At 46.3% G+C, this 15,085-nt stretch carries 17 protein-coding genes; 2 read left to right on the top strand and 15 right to left on the bottom strand.

Translation table 11 applies throughout. From position 1 onward, the window contains the following. Nucleotides 1-121: 121 nt before the first annotated feature. Nucleotides 122-1,300 carry a phosphoglycerate kinase gene (locus ACTHSQ_RS08790; RefSeq protein WP_440371855.1) on the bottom strand — a complete coding sequence of 393 codons (1,179 nt, stop codon included), beginning with the start codon at nucleotides 1,298-1,300 and terminating at the stop codon, nucleotides 122-124. Between the two features lie 193 nt (nucleotides 1,301-1,493). On the opposite strand from ACTHSQ_RS08790, the gene ACTHSQ_RS08785 reads away from it, so the two are divergent. Both ACTHSQ_RS08785 and ACTHSQ_RS08780 read left to right on the top strand, forming a co-directional pair. After that, on the top strand, nucleotides 1,494-2,843 hold the full coding sequence (locus ACTHSQ_RS08785) for a M16 family metallopeptidase (RefSeq protein ID WP_440371854.1): 1,350 nt from the start codon (nucleotides 1,494-1,496) through the stop codon (nucleotides 2,841-2,843). Between the two features lie 58 nt (nucleotides 2,844-2,901). After that, nucleotides 2,902-4,200, top strand: coding sequence for a M16 family metallopeptidase (locus ACTHSQ_RS08780; protein ID WP_440371853.1), 1,299 nt, complete (start codon nucleotides 2,902-2,904; stop codon nucleotides 4,198-4,200). 130 nt (nucleotides 4,201-4,330) lie between these two features. On the opposite strand, the gene ACTHSQ_RS08775 is transcribed toward ACTHSQ_RS08780, so the two are convergent. The 14 genes from ACTHSQ_RS08775 to ACTHSQ_RS08710 all read right to left on the bottom strand — a co-directional run bounded on the left by ACTHSQ_RS08775 (nucleotide 4,331) and on the right by ACTHSQ_RS08710 (nucleotide 15,076). Next, entirely contained in the window at nucleotides 4,331-5,713 is a 1,383-nt protein-coding gene (locus tag ACTHSQ_RS08775; RefSeq protein WP_440371852.1) for a calcium-binding protein, read from the bottom strand. A gap of 30 nt (nucleotides 5,714-5,743) precedes the next feature. Then, entirely contained in the window at nucleotides 5,744-6,601 is an 858-nt protein-coding gene (locus tag ACTHSQ_RS08770; protein ID WP_003686564.1) for a hypothetical protein, read from the bottom strand. Nucleotides 6,602-6,642: 41 nt separating this feature from the next. Continuing rightward, a complete protein-coding gene (locus ACTHSQ_RS08765; RefSeq protein ID WP_036473373.1) occupies nucleotides 6,643-6,873 on the bottom strand; it encodes a hypothetical protein in 231 nt (76 codons plus the stop codon). Nucleotides 6,874-6,892: 19 nt separating this feature from the next. Next, nucleotides 6,893-7,510: a hypothetical protein gene (locus ACTHSQ_RS08760; protein WP_440371851.1), complete on the bottom strand. Its 618-nt coding sequence runs from the start codon at nucleotides 7,508-7,510 to the stop codon at nucleotides 6,893-6,895. Beyond that, nucleotides 7,483-7,737 carry a hypothetical protein gene (locus ACTHSQ_RS08755; RefSeq protein WP_440371850.1) on the bottom strand — a complete coding sequence of 85 codons (255 nt, stop codon included), beginning with the start codon at nucleotides 7,735-7,737 and terminating at the stop codon, nucleotides 7,483-7,485. The genes ACTHSQ_RS08760 and ACTHSQ_RS08755 overlap by 28 nt, the downstream gene beginning before the upstream one ends. 72 nt (nucleotides 7,738-7,809) lie before the next feature. Further along, entirely contained in the window at nucleotides 7,810-9,648 is a 1,839-nt protein-coding gene (gene glmS / locus ACTHSQ_RS08750; protein WP_003686601.1) for a glutamine--fructose-6-phosphate transaminase (isomerizing), read from the bottom strand. A gap of 105 nt (nucleotides 9,649-9,753) precedes the next feature. Then, a complete protein-coding gene (locus tag ACTHSQ_RS08745) occupies nucleotides 9,754-10,887 on the bottom strand; it encodes a hypothetical protein (RefSeq protein WP_440371849.1) in 1,134 nt (377 codons plus the stop codon). Between the two features lie 10 nt (nucleotides 10,888-10,897). Further along, nucleotides 10,898-11,299, bottom strand: coding sequence for a hypothetical protein (locus ACTHSQ_RS08740; protein ID WP_440371848.1), 402 nt, complete (start codon nucleotides 11,297-11,299; stop codon nucleotides 10,898-10,900). Nucleotides 11,300-11,319: 20 nt separating this feature from the next. Next, nucleotides 11,320-11,943: a glycoside hydrolase family 19 protein gene (locus ACTHSQ_RS08735; protein ID WP_440371847.1), complete on the bottom strand. Its 624-nt coding sequence runs from the start codon at nucleotides 11,941-11,943 to the stop codon at nucleotides 11,320-11,322. 51 nt (nucleotides 11,944-11,994) lie between these two features. Continuing rightward, nucleotides 11,995-12,168, bottom strand: a complete 174-nt coding sequence (locus tag ACTHSQ_RS08730) for a hypothetical protein (protein WP_440371846.1) — start codon at nucleotides 12,166-12,168, stop codon at nucleotides 11,995-11,997. Nucleotides 12,169-12,183: 15 nt separating this feature from the next. After that, nucleotides 12,184-12,708 carry a hypothetical protein gene (locus ACTHSQ_RS08725; protein ID WP_440371845.1) on the bottom strand — a complete coding sequence of 175 codons (525 nt, stop codon included), beginning with the start codon at nucleotides 12,706-12,708 and terminating at the stop codon, nucleotides 12,184-12,186. 39 nt (nucleotides 12,709-12,747) lie between these two features. Continuing rightward, nucleotides 12,748-13,272 (bottom strand): hypothetical protein, encoded by a 525-nt coding sequence (locus ACTHSQ_RS08720; RefSeq protein WP_003686621.1) that lies wholly within the window; start codon nucleotides 13,270-13,272, stop codon nucleotides 12,748-12,750. A gap of 47 nt (nucleotides 13,273-13,319) precedes the next feature. Further along, a complete protein-coding gene (glmU, locus tag ACTHSQ_RS08715) occupies nucleotides 13,320-14,693 on the bottom strand; it encodes a bifunctional UDP-N-acetylglucosamine diphosphorylase/glucosamine-1-phosphate N-acetyltransferase GlmU (RefSeq protein WP_440371844.1) in 1,374 nt (457 codons plus the stop codon). 98 nt (nucleotides 14,694-14,791) lie between these two features. Continuing rightward, nucleotides 14,792-15,076, bottom strand: a complete 285-nt coding sequence (locus ACTHSQ_RS08710) for a hypothetical protein (protein ID WP_440371843.1) — start codon at nucleotides 15,074-15,076, stop codon at nucleotides 14,792-14,794. Nucleotides 15,077-15,085: the final 9 nt, after the last annotated feature.

The following is a 15,085-nucleotide window of genomic DNA, read 5'->3' as shown; positions in this document are numbered from 1 at the left end:
TGTCGCATACAGAACCCAGCTTGCACAGAGCGCCTGAAAAGGCTTTTATGAGTGTCCAAGATTTGGGGGCCAGTTCATTTTTCAGACGGCCTTTATTTTTAACAATCGATTTTAAAACCGATTATGCGCCGCGTTTTTCCAAAGCAGCAACGGCAGGCAACTCTTTGCCTTCCAAGAACTCAAGGAACGCACCGCCGCCGGTAGAAATGTAGCTGATTTGATCGGTTACGCCGAATTTGGCAATCGCCGCCAAAGTGTCGCCGCCGCCGGCAATCGAGAACGCATCGCTTTGGGCAATCGCTTCGGCCAATACTTTAGTACCGCCGGCAAATTGGTCAAATTCAAACACGCCGACCGGGCCGTTCCACACCACCGTGCCTGCGGCTTTGAGCAAATCGGCCAAAGCAGCGGCGGATTTAGGGCCGATGTCCAAAATCATGTCGTCTTCGGCAACGTCGGCAATGTCTTTCACCACAGCTTCTGCATCGGCGGCGAAGGCTTTAGCGACAACCACATCGGTCGGCAGCGGAACAGAGCCACCTTTGGCCGCCATTTTCGCCATGATTTTTTTGGATTCTTCCACCAAATCGTGTTCGGCCAAAGATTTGCCGATGGCTTTGCCTTCTGCCAACAGGAAGGTATTGGCAATGCCGCCGCCGACGATGAGTTGGTCGACTTTGTCGGCCAAAGATTCGAGGATGGTCAGTTTGGTAGACACTTTGCTGCCGGCAACAATGGCGACCATCGGATGAGCCGGTTGTTTCAGGGCTTTGCCCAAAGCGTCGAGTTCGCCCGCCATCAACACGCCGACACAGGCAACCGGTGCGGCTTGGGCAACGGCTTCAGTCGAAGCTTGGGCGCGGTGGGCGGTACCGAATGCGTCGTTGACGAACACGTCGCACAAAGAAGCGTAGGCTTTGCCCAGCTCCAAGTCGTTTTTCTTCTCTCCTTTGTTGATGCGCACGTTTTGTAACATCACCACATCACCAGCGTTCAAGGTTGGTTTGTTTTCACGCCAGTCGTTCAATACTTTCACGTCTTTGCCCAACAGTTTGCCCAAATGCGCGGCAACAGGCGCTACATCGTCTTCAGGATGGAATTCGCCTTCGGTCGGACGGCCAAGGTGGGTCATCACGATCACAGACGCGCCGTTGTCCAAGCAGTATTTGATGGATGCGAGCGAAGCGCGGATACGGGTGTCGTCGCTGATGTTGCCGTCTTTGAACGGTACGTTCATATCGGCGCGGATCAGAACGGTTTTGCCTTGAACATCTTGTTCGGTCAGTTTCAAAAATGCCATGATGATTCCTTTGTGATGGTTGGAAACGGGAATGTTTGGGATTATCCGCGAATGAGGCGCGACGGTAAAGATTGGCAACGGCCGCGCTTGATGTGAATCAGCAGATAAAGCCCGGGCCGTCTGAAACATTCGGCCAATCTTCCAGATTTTCCGCTATACTTTGGCGATTGATTTTCATTTTACGGATTAAACCATGTTACGCCGAATTGCTTTAATGCTTGCCTTCGCGCTGCCTGCCGCCTCATGGGCGCAGACGCTTTCTGAAACCCTGCCCAACGGTCTGAAAATCATCGTTAAAGAAGACCATCGCGCGCCTGTGGCCGTTTCGCAGATTTGGTACAAAATCGGCAGCGTGGATGAAAAACCGGGCAAAAGCGGCCTAAGCCACGCTTTGGAACACATGATGTTTAAGGGCACGAAAGACGTTCCCTCCGGCGAGTTCAACCGCCGCGTGTCCGAGCTGGGTGGACAAAACAATGCCTACACCAGCCGCAATGAAACGGTGTATTACGAAAACGTCGCCGCCGCCAACCTACCCGAGATTCTGAAGCTCGAAGCCGACCGCATGCACAACCTCAACTTTAGCGACAAAGAGTTCCTCAACGAGATGAACGTCATCCGTGAAGAACGCCGCCAGCGCACGGAAGACACAGCCGACGGCAAAATGTGGGAACAAGCCTATCTTGCCGCCTTTACCCAACCGTCCATGCGCGCCTCCGTCATCGGCTACATGAAAGATTTGCACACCCTAAAAGCCGACGACCTGCGCGCGTGGTACAAACAATATTACGCACCCAACAATGCCGTATTGGTCATTGTCGGCGATGTCGATGCCAAACAAACGCTTCAGACGGCCGCCAAACTCTTTGGCGATATTCCGGCCAAAGCACAGCCGCCGCGCAACAAACTCCATACCGAACCCTATTTGCGCAAGCCCGTTACAGTCAAAGCCACTTCTCCGGTCACACACCAGCCGCTGATTGCCATCAACTTCCGTGTGCCGAAACTCCAAAAATTCGACGACACGATGCCTTTTGCCCTCGACGTCCTCTCCGATATTTTGGCAGGCAACGCGTCCAGCCGTTTTGACAAAAACCTCGTACGCGGCAAGCAAACCGCATTGAACGCAGGAACGCATTACGACATCATCAGCCGAGAAATGCCGCTGTTCAGCGTAATGGCCATGCCTACCGAAGGCGTAAAAACCGATACTCTGATTGCCCAGCTGCGCCAAGAAATCAAAGACATTGCCGACAACGGCGTTTCCGAAGAAGAATTGCAGCGCGTCAAAACCCAGGCAGCGGTCAGCGAAATCTACGCCAAAGACTCCATGTCTTCCCAAGCCTCCATGATGGGCCGCCTCGAAGCGCGCGGTTTCCAATATACCGACGAACAAGAAATCCACCGCCGCTTACAGGCAGTCAGCGCGCAAGAAGTACAGGCCGCCGCCCGGATGTTAACCGACGAGCGCATGAGCACCGTCATCATCGAGCCGCAAAAACCTGCCGCCGCGCCAAGCAAAAAAGCTGCCAAACGCCGATAAACATCAGGCCGTCTGAAAGTCCATACCCTTTCAGACGGCCTTAACAGAAAGCCACAACATGAAACCCACCCTGCTCACCCTTGCCCTGCTCCTGCCCTTAAGCGTCCAAGCCGCCACCGACATCCAACGCTGGCGCAACCGCGACGGCACCCAAATCCTCCTTGTCGAACGCCACGAAAACCCCATCATCGACCTTGAAGTCAGCTTCAAGGGCGCAGGCAGCGTCGCCAATCCGGACGGCAAAAGCCAAGTTGCCGAATTTACCGCCGCCCTCCTGACCGACGGTACCCAAGAGCTGGACGAAGAAGCCTTCAATGCCGAAGCCGACAACATCGGTGCGCACATCAGCAGCGACAGCAATGCCGAAAGCGCATCCGCAGGCTTCCGCAGCCTCAGCAAAGCCGACATCCGCGACAAAGCCGCCAACTTGCTCAACCACTCGCTGACCCGTCCGCGCTTTGACGAAGCCGTTTTCCGCCGCCGTCAAATCCAATCCATTACCGGCTTGCAACAACAGGAAACCACCCCCGACTACACCGCCACGCGCGAACTGACCAAACTCATCTACCCGAACCACCCCTACGGCAGCGGCGCAAACATAACCGTTGACAGCCTCAAACGCGTTAGTCTGGACGACATCCGCGCCTTCCACCGCACCCACTACGGCAAAGACAACGCCATCGTCGCCATCGTCGGCGACCTCAACCGCAAACAGGCAGAGCAACTGGTCGAACGCGTCCTCAAAGACCTGCCGGCCAAAGCCACCGCAACCCACGCCATCCCTCCCGTTCCCAAACAAGCCGCCCAACGCCGCGACATCCCCTTTGCCGGCACACAGGCACAAGTCCTGCTCGGCACCTCGCTCTTCAAACGCCATGATCCCGACTATTACGCCCTCATTGCCGGCAACTACATCCTCGGCGGCGGCGGTTTCGACAGTCGTCTCATGAAAGTTTTGCGCGACCAACACGGCTACACCTACGGCGTATACAGCAGCCTCGCCCCGGCGACAGAAGAAGGCACGTTTACCGTTTCCTACTCCACCCAAAAGAAAAACACCAAAGCCTCACTGGCTGACACCCAAGCCGTCATTGAACAGTTTATCGCCGAAGGCCCAACCGAAGCCGAGCTGAAACAGGCCAAAGCCAACATCGTCGGCGGCTTCCCCCTGCGCTACGACTCCAACGACAAACTGCTCAACTACCTGAGCCTGATCGGCCTCTACGACCTGCCCAACGACTACTTGGAAGCCTACCCCAAAGCCATCAACAGCCTGACCGTCGAACAAGTCCGCGACGCATGGCAACGCCGCGTCAAATTCAAAGACCTCAACATCGTCGTTGTCGGCGCAGAATAAAACGCTTTAAAACAACAGGCCGTCTGAAAGATTTTTCAGACGGCCTTTAACTTTGTTTAAAATCAATCAAACCATTTGTAGATAATTGGTAGAATTTAAGTCCTATTTTTACATTTTCTTTTGATTCTGCTTAAGAAAGCCTAGCTCCATGTGATTGGGATTGCACGATTTGTTTTTGTAGCTCCTCATATTCAATTTGTTGTGCTGTTTGCTGAATTTGGCTCAGGCTTTCCTCTACCGGCGTCTTAGCCGCTTCCCACATATCTACAGAAGCCATTATTAATCCGGGGGCTCTGTGTCCGACCGAGACTTTCCCATTATCGTTAATATTGATTAAAGACACACCACTCATCTTGTTTTTATAAGCCACTGAAGCTAACGACATCGCAATATTGTCCAAACTATTTGCATCGTAAGCGATGTTTTTCTGGGCACAAAAATCAGCAAAAATCTGTTTCCCTTGATGATAGATTTTTTGGGCGTTTTGCGGCATATCCTCAATAGTTAAAGCCATTGGTTTATCAATATCCGCCGCGTATTGATCGCGTTCATCCCTTTCATCCAAAGACATCATATTCGGATCTTTTTCGATAAGGTCACGGGTTTTTTGGTACTTTTCGTTGGCATTCTGCTCAATGTCTCGCCAACGCCCCAGCAGGCTTTTATCATATAAGGCTGGTGATTTTTTCAGCTTATTAAATAACCCTCCTCCTTGACGAAACAGAAGAATACCTGTTTCTTCCATCAGAATATCTGGTTTTTCTTGGTTCGATTTCTCCGATTGGAGTCTTTTGAAGTCCTTATCCGTAATATTGACAAATGGCAGCTTGTCGGTATCGGTATAGACGAGCGGGACCGATCTGCCTATACCTTTCGGATCCAATACGGAATTGAACACTGCATTTGCTTTGCCTACCGCCCATTTCTGAAGTTTTCCCGAAGCGTCTTGGGAAGATGAACCTCCGATGAAGTCAAAGTTGTCGTTTTTAGGCGTGATTCTGAGGTTGCGGATTTCGCGACTGCCGTCGGGTCGGACGAAGAATTGAAGTTTTCTAAGATCATCAGGTGTAACAACTACTTGTGTTGAACCAAAGATAAAAGCACGTTCGACATAGTCTGAAGATGAAGTGTCGATTCCATATTGAGAAATAGCGACAGTAAAACCTTTTCCTGGAGTCGTACTGTAGAAATCATTTTTCCAACTGTTAAATCGTTCTATCCCATAGATTTTATTGCCAATCTCATCGAAAGAATAAGGTGTATTTCTTACAGGTAAATTCGAGGCTTTAAAAAAATTTTCAAACATCTTGAAATCTGCTGCCGTGGCATATCTGCCTGCACCATTTTTCATATAGTCGGTTGCGTCAATTTTTACTGGTGTACGATTAGCTAATGTTATCGATATTCCCATATCTTCTCTTTTGGGTGGTATCGGGCTATTCCACAAATATTGGGATAAAATTCTATCTACTGTAACATCGGATACAGCTAAAGATTTTTGGTTATCTGACATGATAATGTTGCTCCTCGTTAAGAAGATAAGTTATTTGACATAAAAAGGCTGCCACAAAACATCTCCGCAATTGTTCATGAATAATATTTCTGTAGCATATTGTTGATACGTTCTCTCTTTATTTACGTCCCATCTATGCAGGCCAGGATCTACACCAGTAAATTTAAAATAAAAATTACCTACTCCGTAATTTTGAATATTGATATTTTGGGGTATGTCATTTTCTGGAAAAATTGCTGCTCCTTCCAAATAGGTAATTAAAGCATCTTTTTTAATTATTGGTTCAGCCTCTTTTTTACTTAAAACTGTACAGCAATCAGAACCATACACATTGGCACCGTTCTTACTGGAACCTCTAAGAATCAAAGTAAAACCTTTATTGTCATATTGTTCCAAATAGTTTCTCAAATCATTTTCCTGTCTGATTTCCTTTTTAGGATATTTTGCCAGCAATGCCCCATCCATCGGGTCTTTCTCCGCCAAAAACATCCTGTCCCATTGCTCATTGGTGTAATCTTGCGGGACAAACCAGACGCTACAAGCTTTTTCGTGACGTACGCAGTCTGCTCCCGTAGAATAATCCCGTCCGCCCTGATTGGTGGTCATGTTGGCCTTATAGGCTTCAGCCTCCCCCAACAACCTACCTGCAAAACTGACCATTGCTTTCCTGTGTAATTCTGCGGACGTGTAAAACTTCCTGTCCCGCCAGCAATAGCCTGCCCTGAGTTTTTCCCTGTATTCCTGTTCCGAAACTCCGTCAGGCTTGGGGTCTTTGGCAATCAGTTCTTTCCAGTATTGGTATTTGTCGGGCGCGGTATATTGATATATACCGAAGCCTGCTGCCGTCAATGCAGCGATTGCCAGTAGGTATTTGTAGGTTTTATTCATTTGCTTGCCTTTAATTAATAACCAAGGTTGTCTAAAACTTTTCAGACGACCTCTTTGCTTGTAAGAGGTTCCAATATAGCATATTGGTTTGCACCATTTTTCATATAATCCACAGCATTACTTCCGATAGGAAAACGCTTCTCATGAGTTACCGATAATTCCATATCTTCTCGTTTAGGTGGTGTATGACTATTCCATAAATATCGTGATAAAACGTTATCAATAGTTACCTCGGAAACCGATAGAGATTTTTGAATGCTTAAATTTGGCATTTCCTACATCCTTTTATAATCAATACAAAGATAAATGATAATATGGTTTCCACAGAACATCACCACAATTGTTCATTAAGAAAAGTTCTGAATAATCTGCCTGATGAGAAACTTTTCCCTCCTTATTCGAATAGGACAAACTTGGAATTACTTCCCTAGAATTGAAATAAAAATTTCCTATTCCATAATTTTCGATCTCAATACTGCTTGGGATATATTTCTCAGGAAAAACTTCTGCAAAAGTAATTAAATGTCTGTTTTTAATTATAGGTTCTACGTCCTTTCTACTTAAAACCTTACAACAGTCCGAACCATAAACTGATTCTCCCCCTTCTGCACCTGTGGCCACCAAGGTAAATCCCTTATTACCGTATTGTATAAAATACTTCTCTAAATCAATAGATTGTTTAATTTGTTTTTTAGGGTATTCCTCTAATAAAACATAATCTGTGGATTTTTTTGCCGATAAAAATAAGTTATCCCACTGTCTGTTAGTATAATTTTTCGGAATAAGCCAAACACTGCAAGAGTTTACGTTTTTTTGGCAATCAACATAAGAATTTTCTGCTAAAGTAGTAATAGAACTATTCTGTAGAATAATTGCTACTCCTAGCATTCTTTCTGTGAAGCTGACCATTGCTTTCCTGTGTAATTCCTCAGGAGTGTAAAACTTCCTGTCCCGCCAGCAATGCCCGCCCTGAGTTTTTCCCTGTATTCCTGTTCCGAAACTCCGTCAGGCTTGGGGTCTTTGGTAATCAATTCTTTCCAGTATTGATATTTGTCGGGCGTGGTATATTGATATATACCGAAGCCTGCTGCCGCCAATGCAGCGATTACCAGTAGGTATTTGTAGATTCTATTCATTTGATTGCCTTCAATTAATAATTAAGGTCGTCTGAAACTTTTCAGACGACCTTTTATCGTTCAAGCTAGGCTTTACTCAACCGTTACCGATTTAGCCAGGTTGCGCGGTTTGTCCACATCCGTACCGCGTGCGAGGGCGGCGTGGTAGGACAGGAGCTGCACGGGGATGGTATGCACGATCGGCGAGAGTACGCCGACGTGTCGCGGGGCGCGGATGACGTGCACGCCGTCGGTGGCGTTGAAATTGCTGTCCAAATCGGCAAAGACGAAGAGTTCGCCGCCGCGTGCGCCGACTTCCTGCATATTGGCTTTGACTTTGTCCAGCAAGCCGTCGTTCGGTGCGATGACGACGACGGGCATGTTTTCGTCCACCAATGCCAGCGGGCCATGTTTCAATTCGCCTGCGGGATAGGCTTCGGCGTGGATGTAGGTGATTTCTTTCAGCTTCAACGCGCCTTCGAGAGCGATCGGGAAGTGGATGCCTCGACCTAAAAACAGTGCGCTGTTTTTCTTGGCGAATTTTTGCGCCCACGCGGCGATTTGCGGCTCAAGGTTGAGGGCGTGTTGGATGCTGCCGGGCAGTTGGCGCAGTTCTTCGACGTATTCATGCGCTTTTTCGGCGGAAACAAAGCCGCGTTGTTTGCCCAGCGTTACCGCCAAGCCGAACAATACAACCAGTTGCGTGGTGAACGCTTTGGTAGAGGCAACGCCGATTTCTGCGCCGGCACGGGTGTACAGCACCAATTCGCTTTCGCGCGGCAGGGCGGATTCCATGACGTTGCAGATGGATAGGCTGTGTTTGTGTCCTAAAGACTGCGCGTATTTCAGGGCTTCCATCGTGTCCAAGGTTTCGCCGGATTGGGAAATGGTGATGACCAATTGTTTTGGATCAGCAATCACGTCGCGGTAGCGGTATTCGCTGGCGATTTCGACATCGGTCGGGATTTTGGCGATGGATTCGAGCCAGTATTTAGAGGTCAGCGCGGCGTAGTAGGACGTGCCGCAGGCAAGGATTTTGATGCTGCGGATGTCGTCGAACACTTCGCGTGCGTTCGCGCCGAAGTTTTCAGGTTCGAAGCCACCGTCAAGGAAAACTTCGGCGGTATCGGCGATGGCACGCGGCTGTTCGTGGATTTCTTTTTGCATGAAGTGGCTGTACGGGCCCAACTCCAGCGAAGCGAGCGACAATTCGGATACTTTGACTTTGCGTTGGGTGTCGGCACCGGTTTTGTCGATGAGTTTTTCGATGCCGTTCGCGCTCAATACGGCGATGTCGCCGTCTTCCAAATAGGCAATGCGGCGGGTAAAGGCGATGACGGCGGAAACGTCGGAGGCGATGAAGGTTTCTTGGTCGCCCAATGCCACCAAGAGCGGGCAGCCCATGCGTGCGACCACCATTTCTTCGGGTTTGTCCTGCGCCATCACGGCGATGGCGTATGCGCCGTGGAAACGGGCGATAGCTGCGCGGACGGCTTCAAACAGTTTGCCGCCGTTTTGGGTGTATTCGTGATTGACGCTGTGGGCGATGACTTCGGTATCGGTTTGCGATTCGAAGGTGTAGCCCAAGGATTGGAGGCGTTCGCGTTCGGCTTCGAAGTTTTCGATGATGCCGTTGTGGACGACGGCAATCATGCCGCCGGAGATGTGGGGGTGGGCGTTGGGTTCGGTTACGCCGCCGTGGGTCGCCCAGCGGGTATGACCGATGCCGATGTGTCCGAACACGCCTTTTTCGCACGCGGCGTCTTCCATCAGCTGCACGCGGCCGACACGGCGCACGCGTTTGATTTTGCCGTCTGCGTTGACGGCGATACCCGACGAGTCGTAGCCCCGATATTCAAGGCGTTTGAGACCGTCGGTCAGAAAATCGACTACATTGTGATTGGCGCGAATAGCACCTACGATACCGCACATATAAGTTCCTTAGTATCAATATGGGGCAGTAGCCCCGTTGGTAAAATCCGCAACGCTGACTTTCAGACGGTACGAGGTATTGTTTCAAGCTTTTCGGTGCCATTACTAACTAAAAGAACGGCTACCAAAACTTTTCTCAACTACTTCCCGTTGTGCTTCTTGGGCAATAGTTTGTTGTTCTTCTTGCTTTATTTTCTCCTGAACTTTGGCATCAAAAGCATCAACGATATCTTTATTGTCTGCTAACAACTGTTTGGTAAACGAACCGTCTTTATCGTTAATCAGGTTGTTAACTAAAGTACTAAAGTCATCATATGAAAATTGCGTACCTACTTTCTTATCTTCTCTCTGTTTAATTTTATTTATGGATTTTTCAGGATCAATAAATAGGTTTCTAATTTCATTATGATTATCTTTTTTATTCCCTTCTAATTTAGCAGGATTGTCAAGAGGAGTTGTTTTAACACTATTCCATTTATCAAAAAGACTATTATCTTTTTCTATGATATTTAATTGAGAGATTAAAGTTGCGCCTAATACTGCCTCTTTTCGACCAGTTTCTATATAGTCCTTTTTGCCGCTGGCTTTAATAAAGCTATCAATTCTACTATCTACTTCATTGACTGAATGAAATTTCCCATCTTTAACTTCTTGCAAAACTTTTCTCCCCCACCTTTCACTTTGATTATAAAGTTTTGAAGTAACTGCTACTAAATGTGTTTTATCATCAAAAGATAACTCTTGATATAGTTTTGTTTCTTGTAGAGGAATAAAAATATTTTGCTCAATCTTATTGATCTGATTTACATCTCGAGTATGAACCCAAGTAATTCCATCTTTACTACTTAAGAATTGATTTAGCCTAGATTTAAACTCAGATGGCAATGGTCGCCTATCTTCTCTTATTATCTCTTTCCCCGTTCTTCCCAAATCATGAATTATCGCTTTTTCTTGAGTTTCAGAGAGCCTCCAATCAGGTTTTTTCTCTAATGTCCATTTTTGATATGCTCCAACTAAATCTTTGGCAACTTCAGGGTGTTGTCCTAAATCTGTTTGTATTGTTCCAATAGAATATCCACTATTTCCGATGGGATATAATTTTCCATCTCTAGTATTTGCTGCGATAACTAATCTATAAGCGTTTGATTTTGATTCAGAAGAAACACCTACTGCAAAGTAAGCTATAGTTTGGAAATCTTCTTTACTTAATGTTTTATGTTGGTTGGTTGAATCTACCATTTCATACCCCTTATTTAGTTAAAATAAACTCATTACCTTTTTTATATAATTTATTATATGTTATATTATATTCAATAATTTTATTATTTTTTTTAATAAAATAACTTCCATCATTTTCATATTCAGGACAAGATTTATACCAATTGTTTCCTTCATCAGAACAATAATTTAAAAATAGTTTGTTTCCCTTCACATATCCTTTTAGTTTTCCACTTCCCCCGCTACCTGTCGAAATTCCTTCATTCCATATCCCTGTAACTAAATTACCCGTTTGTTTAAGGACCAATTCTTTCCCTCCAACGGTATCTCCAACCTGATCCGTATATAACCAAGTCCCTGAAAAAGATAATGGGCGAGCATTGGAAAATGCTGCCAAAGGAATTAATAAAAATATTGCGATAAGTTTTTTCATTATTTATCCTCCAAATATTACTAGTATCGTTTCTGAATTACTCTGTAACCATTTTCTCCAGCCTTACTTGTCCTAGCGCATAATTCGTTTTCGCAACGGACAATATCCGCCCGATTAATCCGTGTAATCATATCTACATCGAGCTTCTTACTCCGGAGAGCATTTGAATAAAACCAAAACAATGCAATTTTATCATTGATCAGATTGCTAACTAATGCACTAAAATCATTGTATTGTGCGTTTGATGAATGTTGCTGCCCTTTTTGAATTTTATCTAAATATTCAGGAGTTAATTTTTGATAATACTCATCATACTTATTTTGTCTATCTGCCAAACCATTTAAACCACCATTAATATATTTTGTAGCTTGTCGTACATTCTCTTTGTGAGAATCCGGAACTCTTTTTTCCCAATATAAAATAGCTATTTTGGCCGCAACTTCTGAAGTTGCGGCTAATTTTGGTTTATTAATTAGATCGATCTGCAATTCTTTCGTAGCCATTTCATAATTACTGCGCCCAGTTAATTGAATATAGCCTCTACCTCGATAACGGTAACCATCTCCTGAATTAGAATTACCATTTCCCATTCTATTGGAGTACACATCATTAGCAATTTTTTCAGGGTTGTTAGCAATATTCAAAGCTTTTTCATTTGAATTATGATTTCCATCTGCATATCTTTTGGGCCATAATTAAGCTAATCTTTTAGCAGAATAATTTAAATTTTCTTCCATAGTACTAAAATTACCAGATTCATGAGCAACCTGAGCAAGAAGATTGGCCAGTTCTTTTCTCGAAGAAATTCCATTCGACATAGCTTCCTGAAGGATTTTTTCCTCATGCATCAATTTCGTATTATTATTCATATAGACTCGCTCTACTTAATTATAAAAAAATTCATCATAATTGAAATCTTGAAGTTTTACTGGTTTTGAACTATTTATACTTTTCCTTTTTATCTCATTCTTGCCAGTTACCGTATCATACACGTTCAATCTCGCTTTTCTCAAAATCCATGTACTTAATTTAGGTGAATATTGAAATCTATATACAGAAGTCCATCTTTCACGACTTCCTCCTTCTTGTGTAATTTCAAACACATTTCTTTTTGCTTCAACCGAAACCAAAGGATCTCCTGTACTCACTCCTCCACAATATTTGCATAAAACCATATTACGGTTTTCAATAACTGTATTCCACTGTTTTTTAGAATCTTTAACAAGGATTTTTAAATTTCTTTTACCTCCCGAGTTTTCCTCAATAACTAATTTATCCTTTATTCTATCTTGATTTAAATCTATTTCTTTTTCATAAATTATCTTGGCAAGACTTTCAGGCCGACTTCCAGCATAAGCATTTATTAAAAATAAAAAACTTGAAAATCCATATAAGAAATACTTTACCACGTTTAAAATCCTCACTATTTATTTAGCTCAAATAAGTTATCATCGTTTTTTAATAACTCTATACCCATTTTCTCCAGCTTTACTTGTCCTCGCGCATAAATCATTTCCGCAACGGACAATATCTGCTTGATTAATCCGTGTAACCATATCTGCATCAATTTTCTTACTCTGAATAACTCCCGAATAAAACCAAATCAATGCAATTCCCCCAATAACCAACGTTGCCAATGTTAGCGATGTAACCCATACTGAACGGGAAGAAATTTTATTATTTTCCTCCTGTACTTTCCGAAGGTAGCCATTAAATTCTCTAACTTGATCTGCCATCTGATTACGGGCTTTTTCCATATCTTTTACATAAGCATAAACAGCTTGAGAGACTTCTTTTGTTACTTCCTCCCTAATCATCTGAACAAGCATACGACGTTGTTCAATTAAAGATTTGTCTAACTCATTTCGAACATCATTCACAAGTTTTTCACTATTGTCTCGATATGCAACCATTAATCTAGATGTCTCGATAACCAAACTTCGAGCTTGTTCTATATCAGTGTTTTCTTCCATTAATACGTCCTAATTAAGAATTAAGTCTTTCTTATTTTCAGGCAGCCTTACTTCTTATCGCCTTTTTCCGGACGCACCCAGCCTTCGATGACGGTTTGGCGCGAACGGGCGAGAACGAGTTTGTTGTCTTCGACATTGCGGGTAATCGTGCTGCCTGCGCCTGTCGTCACTTTGTTGCCGAGGGTGACGGGGGCGACTAGGACGCAGTTGGAGCCGATGCGGACTTCGTCGCCAATGATGGTTTTGTATTTGTTCACGCCGTCGTAGTTGGCAATGATCGTGCCTGCGCCGAAGTTGGTTTTGCTGCCGACTTCGGCGTCGCCGATGTAGGTGAGGTGGTTGGCTTTGGTGCCTTTGCCGATGGCGGCGTTTTTGATTTCGACGAAGTTGCCGACGTGTACGTCATCGGCCAGTTTGGCTTGCGGACGCAAACGGGCGTATGGGCCGATTTGGTTGTTTTCGCCGACTTCGCAACCTTCAAAATGGGAGAAGGGGGCGATTTTGCTGTTTGCGCCGATTTTGGCGTTTTTGATGACGCAGTTTGCGCCGATTTCGACGTTGTCGCCGATTTCGATGTCACCTTCGAGGACGACGTTAACGTCAATCACGACGTCTTGTCCGTGTTTCAGACGGCCTCTTAAGTCGAAGCGGGCGGGGTCGCGCAGGGTGACGCCTGCTTTGAGCAATTCTTGCGCCTGCTCGGTTTGGAAAATACGCTCGAGTTCGGCCAGTTGGAGTTTGTTGTTCACGCCGGCGGCCAGATGGGAAGCGCGGACTTGGACGGGATGAACTTTGATACCATCGGCAACGGCTTTGGCGATGAGGTCGGTCAGATAGTATTCGCCTTGGGCATTGTTGCTAGAAAGGCTGTTCAACCAAGCTTCGAGTTTGGCGTTAGGCAGAACCAAAATGCCGGTATTGATTTCTTTCACGGCCTTTTGGGCGGCATCGGCGTCTTTTTCTTCGACAATGGCGGTTACGCTGCCGTTGCTGTCGCGGATGATGCGGCCCAAACCTGTCGGGTCGGCGGGCACGTCGGTCAACAGGCCGACTTCGCTGCCGGCGGCTTCGAGCAGGGTTTCGAGGGTGGCGGTGTCAATCAGGGGGACGTCGCCGTACAGCACCAGCGTGCGGCCTTCGGCGGCAAGGTGGGGTAGGGCGGTTTTGACGGCGTGGCCGGTGCCGAGCTGTTCGGTTTGTTCGACCCAGACGACATCGCGTTTGACGGTGTCCAAGACTTGGTCTTTGCCGTGTCCGATGACGACGCAAATGTTTTGGGGATTCAGGGAGGCGGCGGCGTCGATAACGCGCTCAACCATGGGAAGGCCGCCGATGCGGTGCAGCACTTTGGGCATTTTGGAGTACATGCGCGTGCCTTTACCGGCGGCGAGGATGACGATATTTAAAGCTGTCTGAGCCATGATACGGTTTCCGTTGTCATTGTTTGAGGCCGTCTGAAAAGTGTGGCAACAAGTGTTGATTGTTTTTCACTCCGTTTCAGACGGCCTTGGGGATATTGTTATTTGGTTGCTGGCTGTTGGTTGGCAAATTGCGGTTTTTGCCAGTGCTGGCCGCGTTCGCCGTGTTCAGCATGATCCGCTTGATTGGGTTGGACGGCGCGGCGCTCAGGGCGGAACTGGTTGTAATTCATGTTTTTAGAGTAAGTACCGTCCTGATAAACGATAGGTGTGCCGGTAGCATATTTTTGGCGTACGGCGGTACGGCCGGATTCGTTGGTGTAGGTTTCCCAAGAGCAACTGGCCAAAACGGCGGCGGCGGTCAGAATTAAAGCGAGTTTACGCATGATGTTGTC

The organism is Neisseria sp. P0009.S008, from assembly GCF_051958615.1.
Lineage (GTDB): Bacteria > Pseudomonadota > Gammaproteobacteria > Burkholderiales > Neisseriaceae > Neisseria > Neisseria subflava.
Note: the sequence above shows the minus strand (reverse complement) of the source record. Positions and strands in the feature narration are given on the sequence as shown.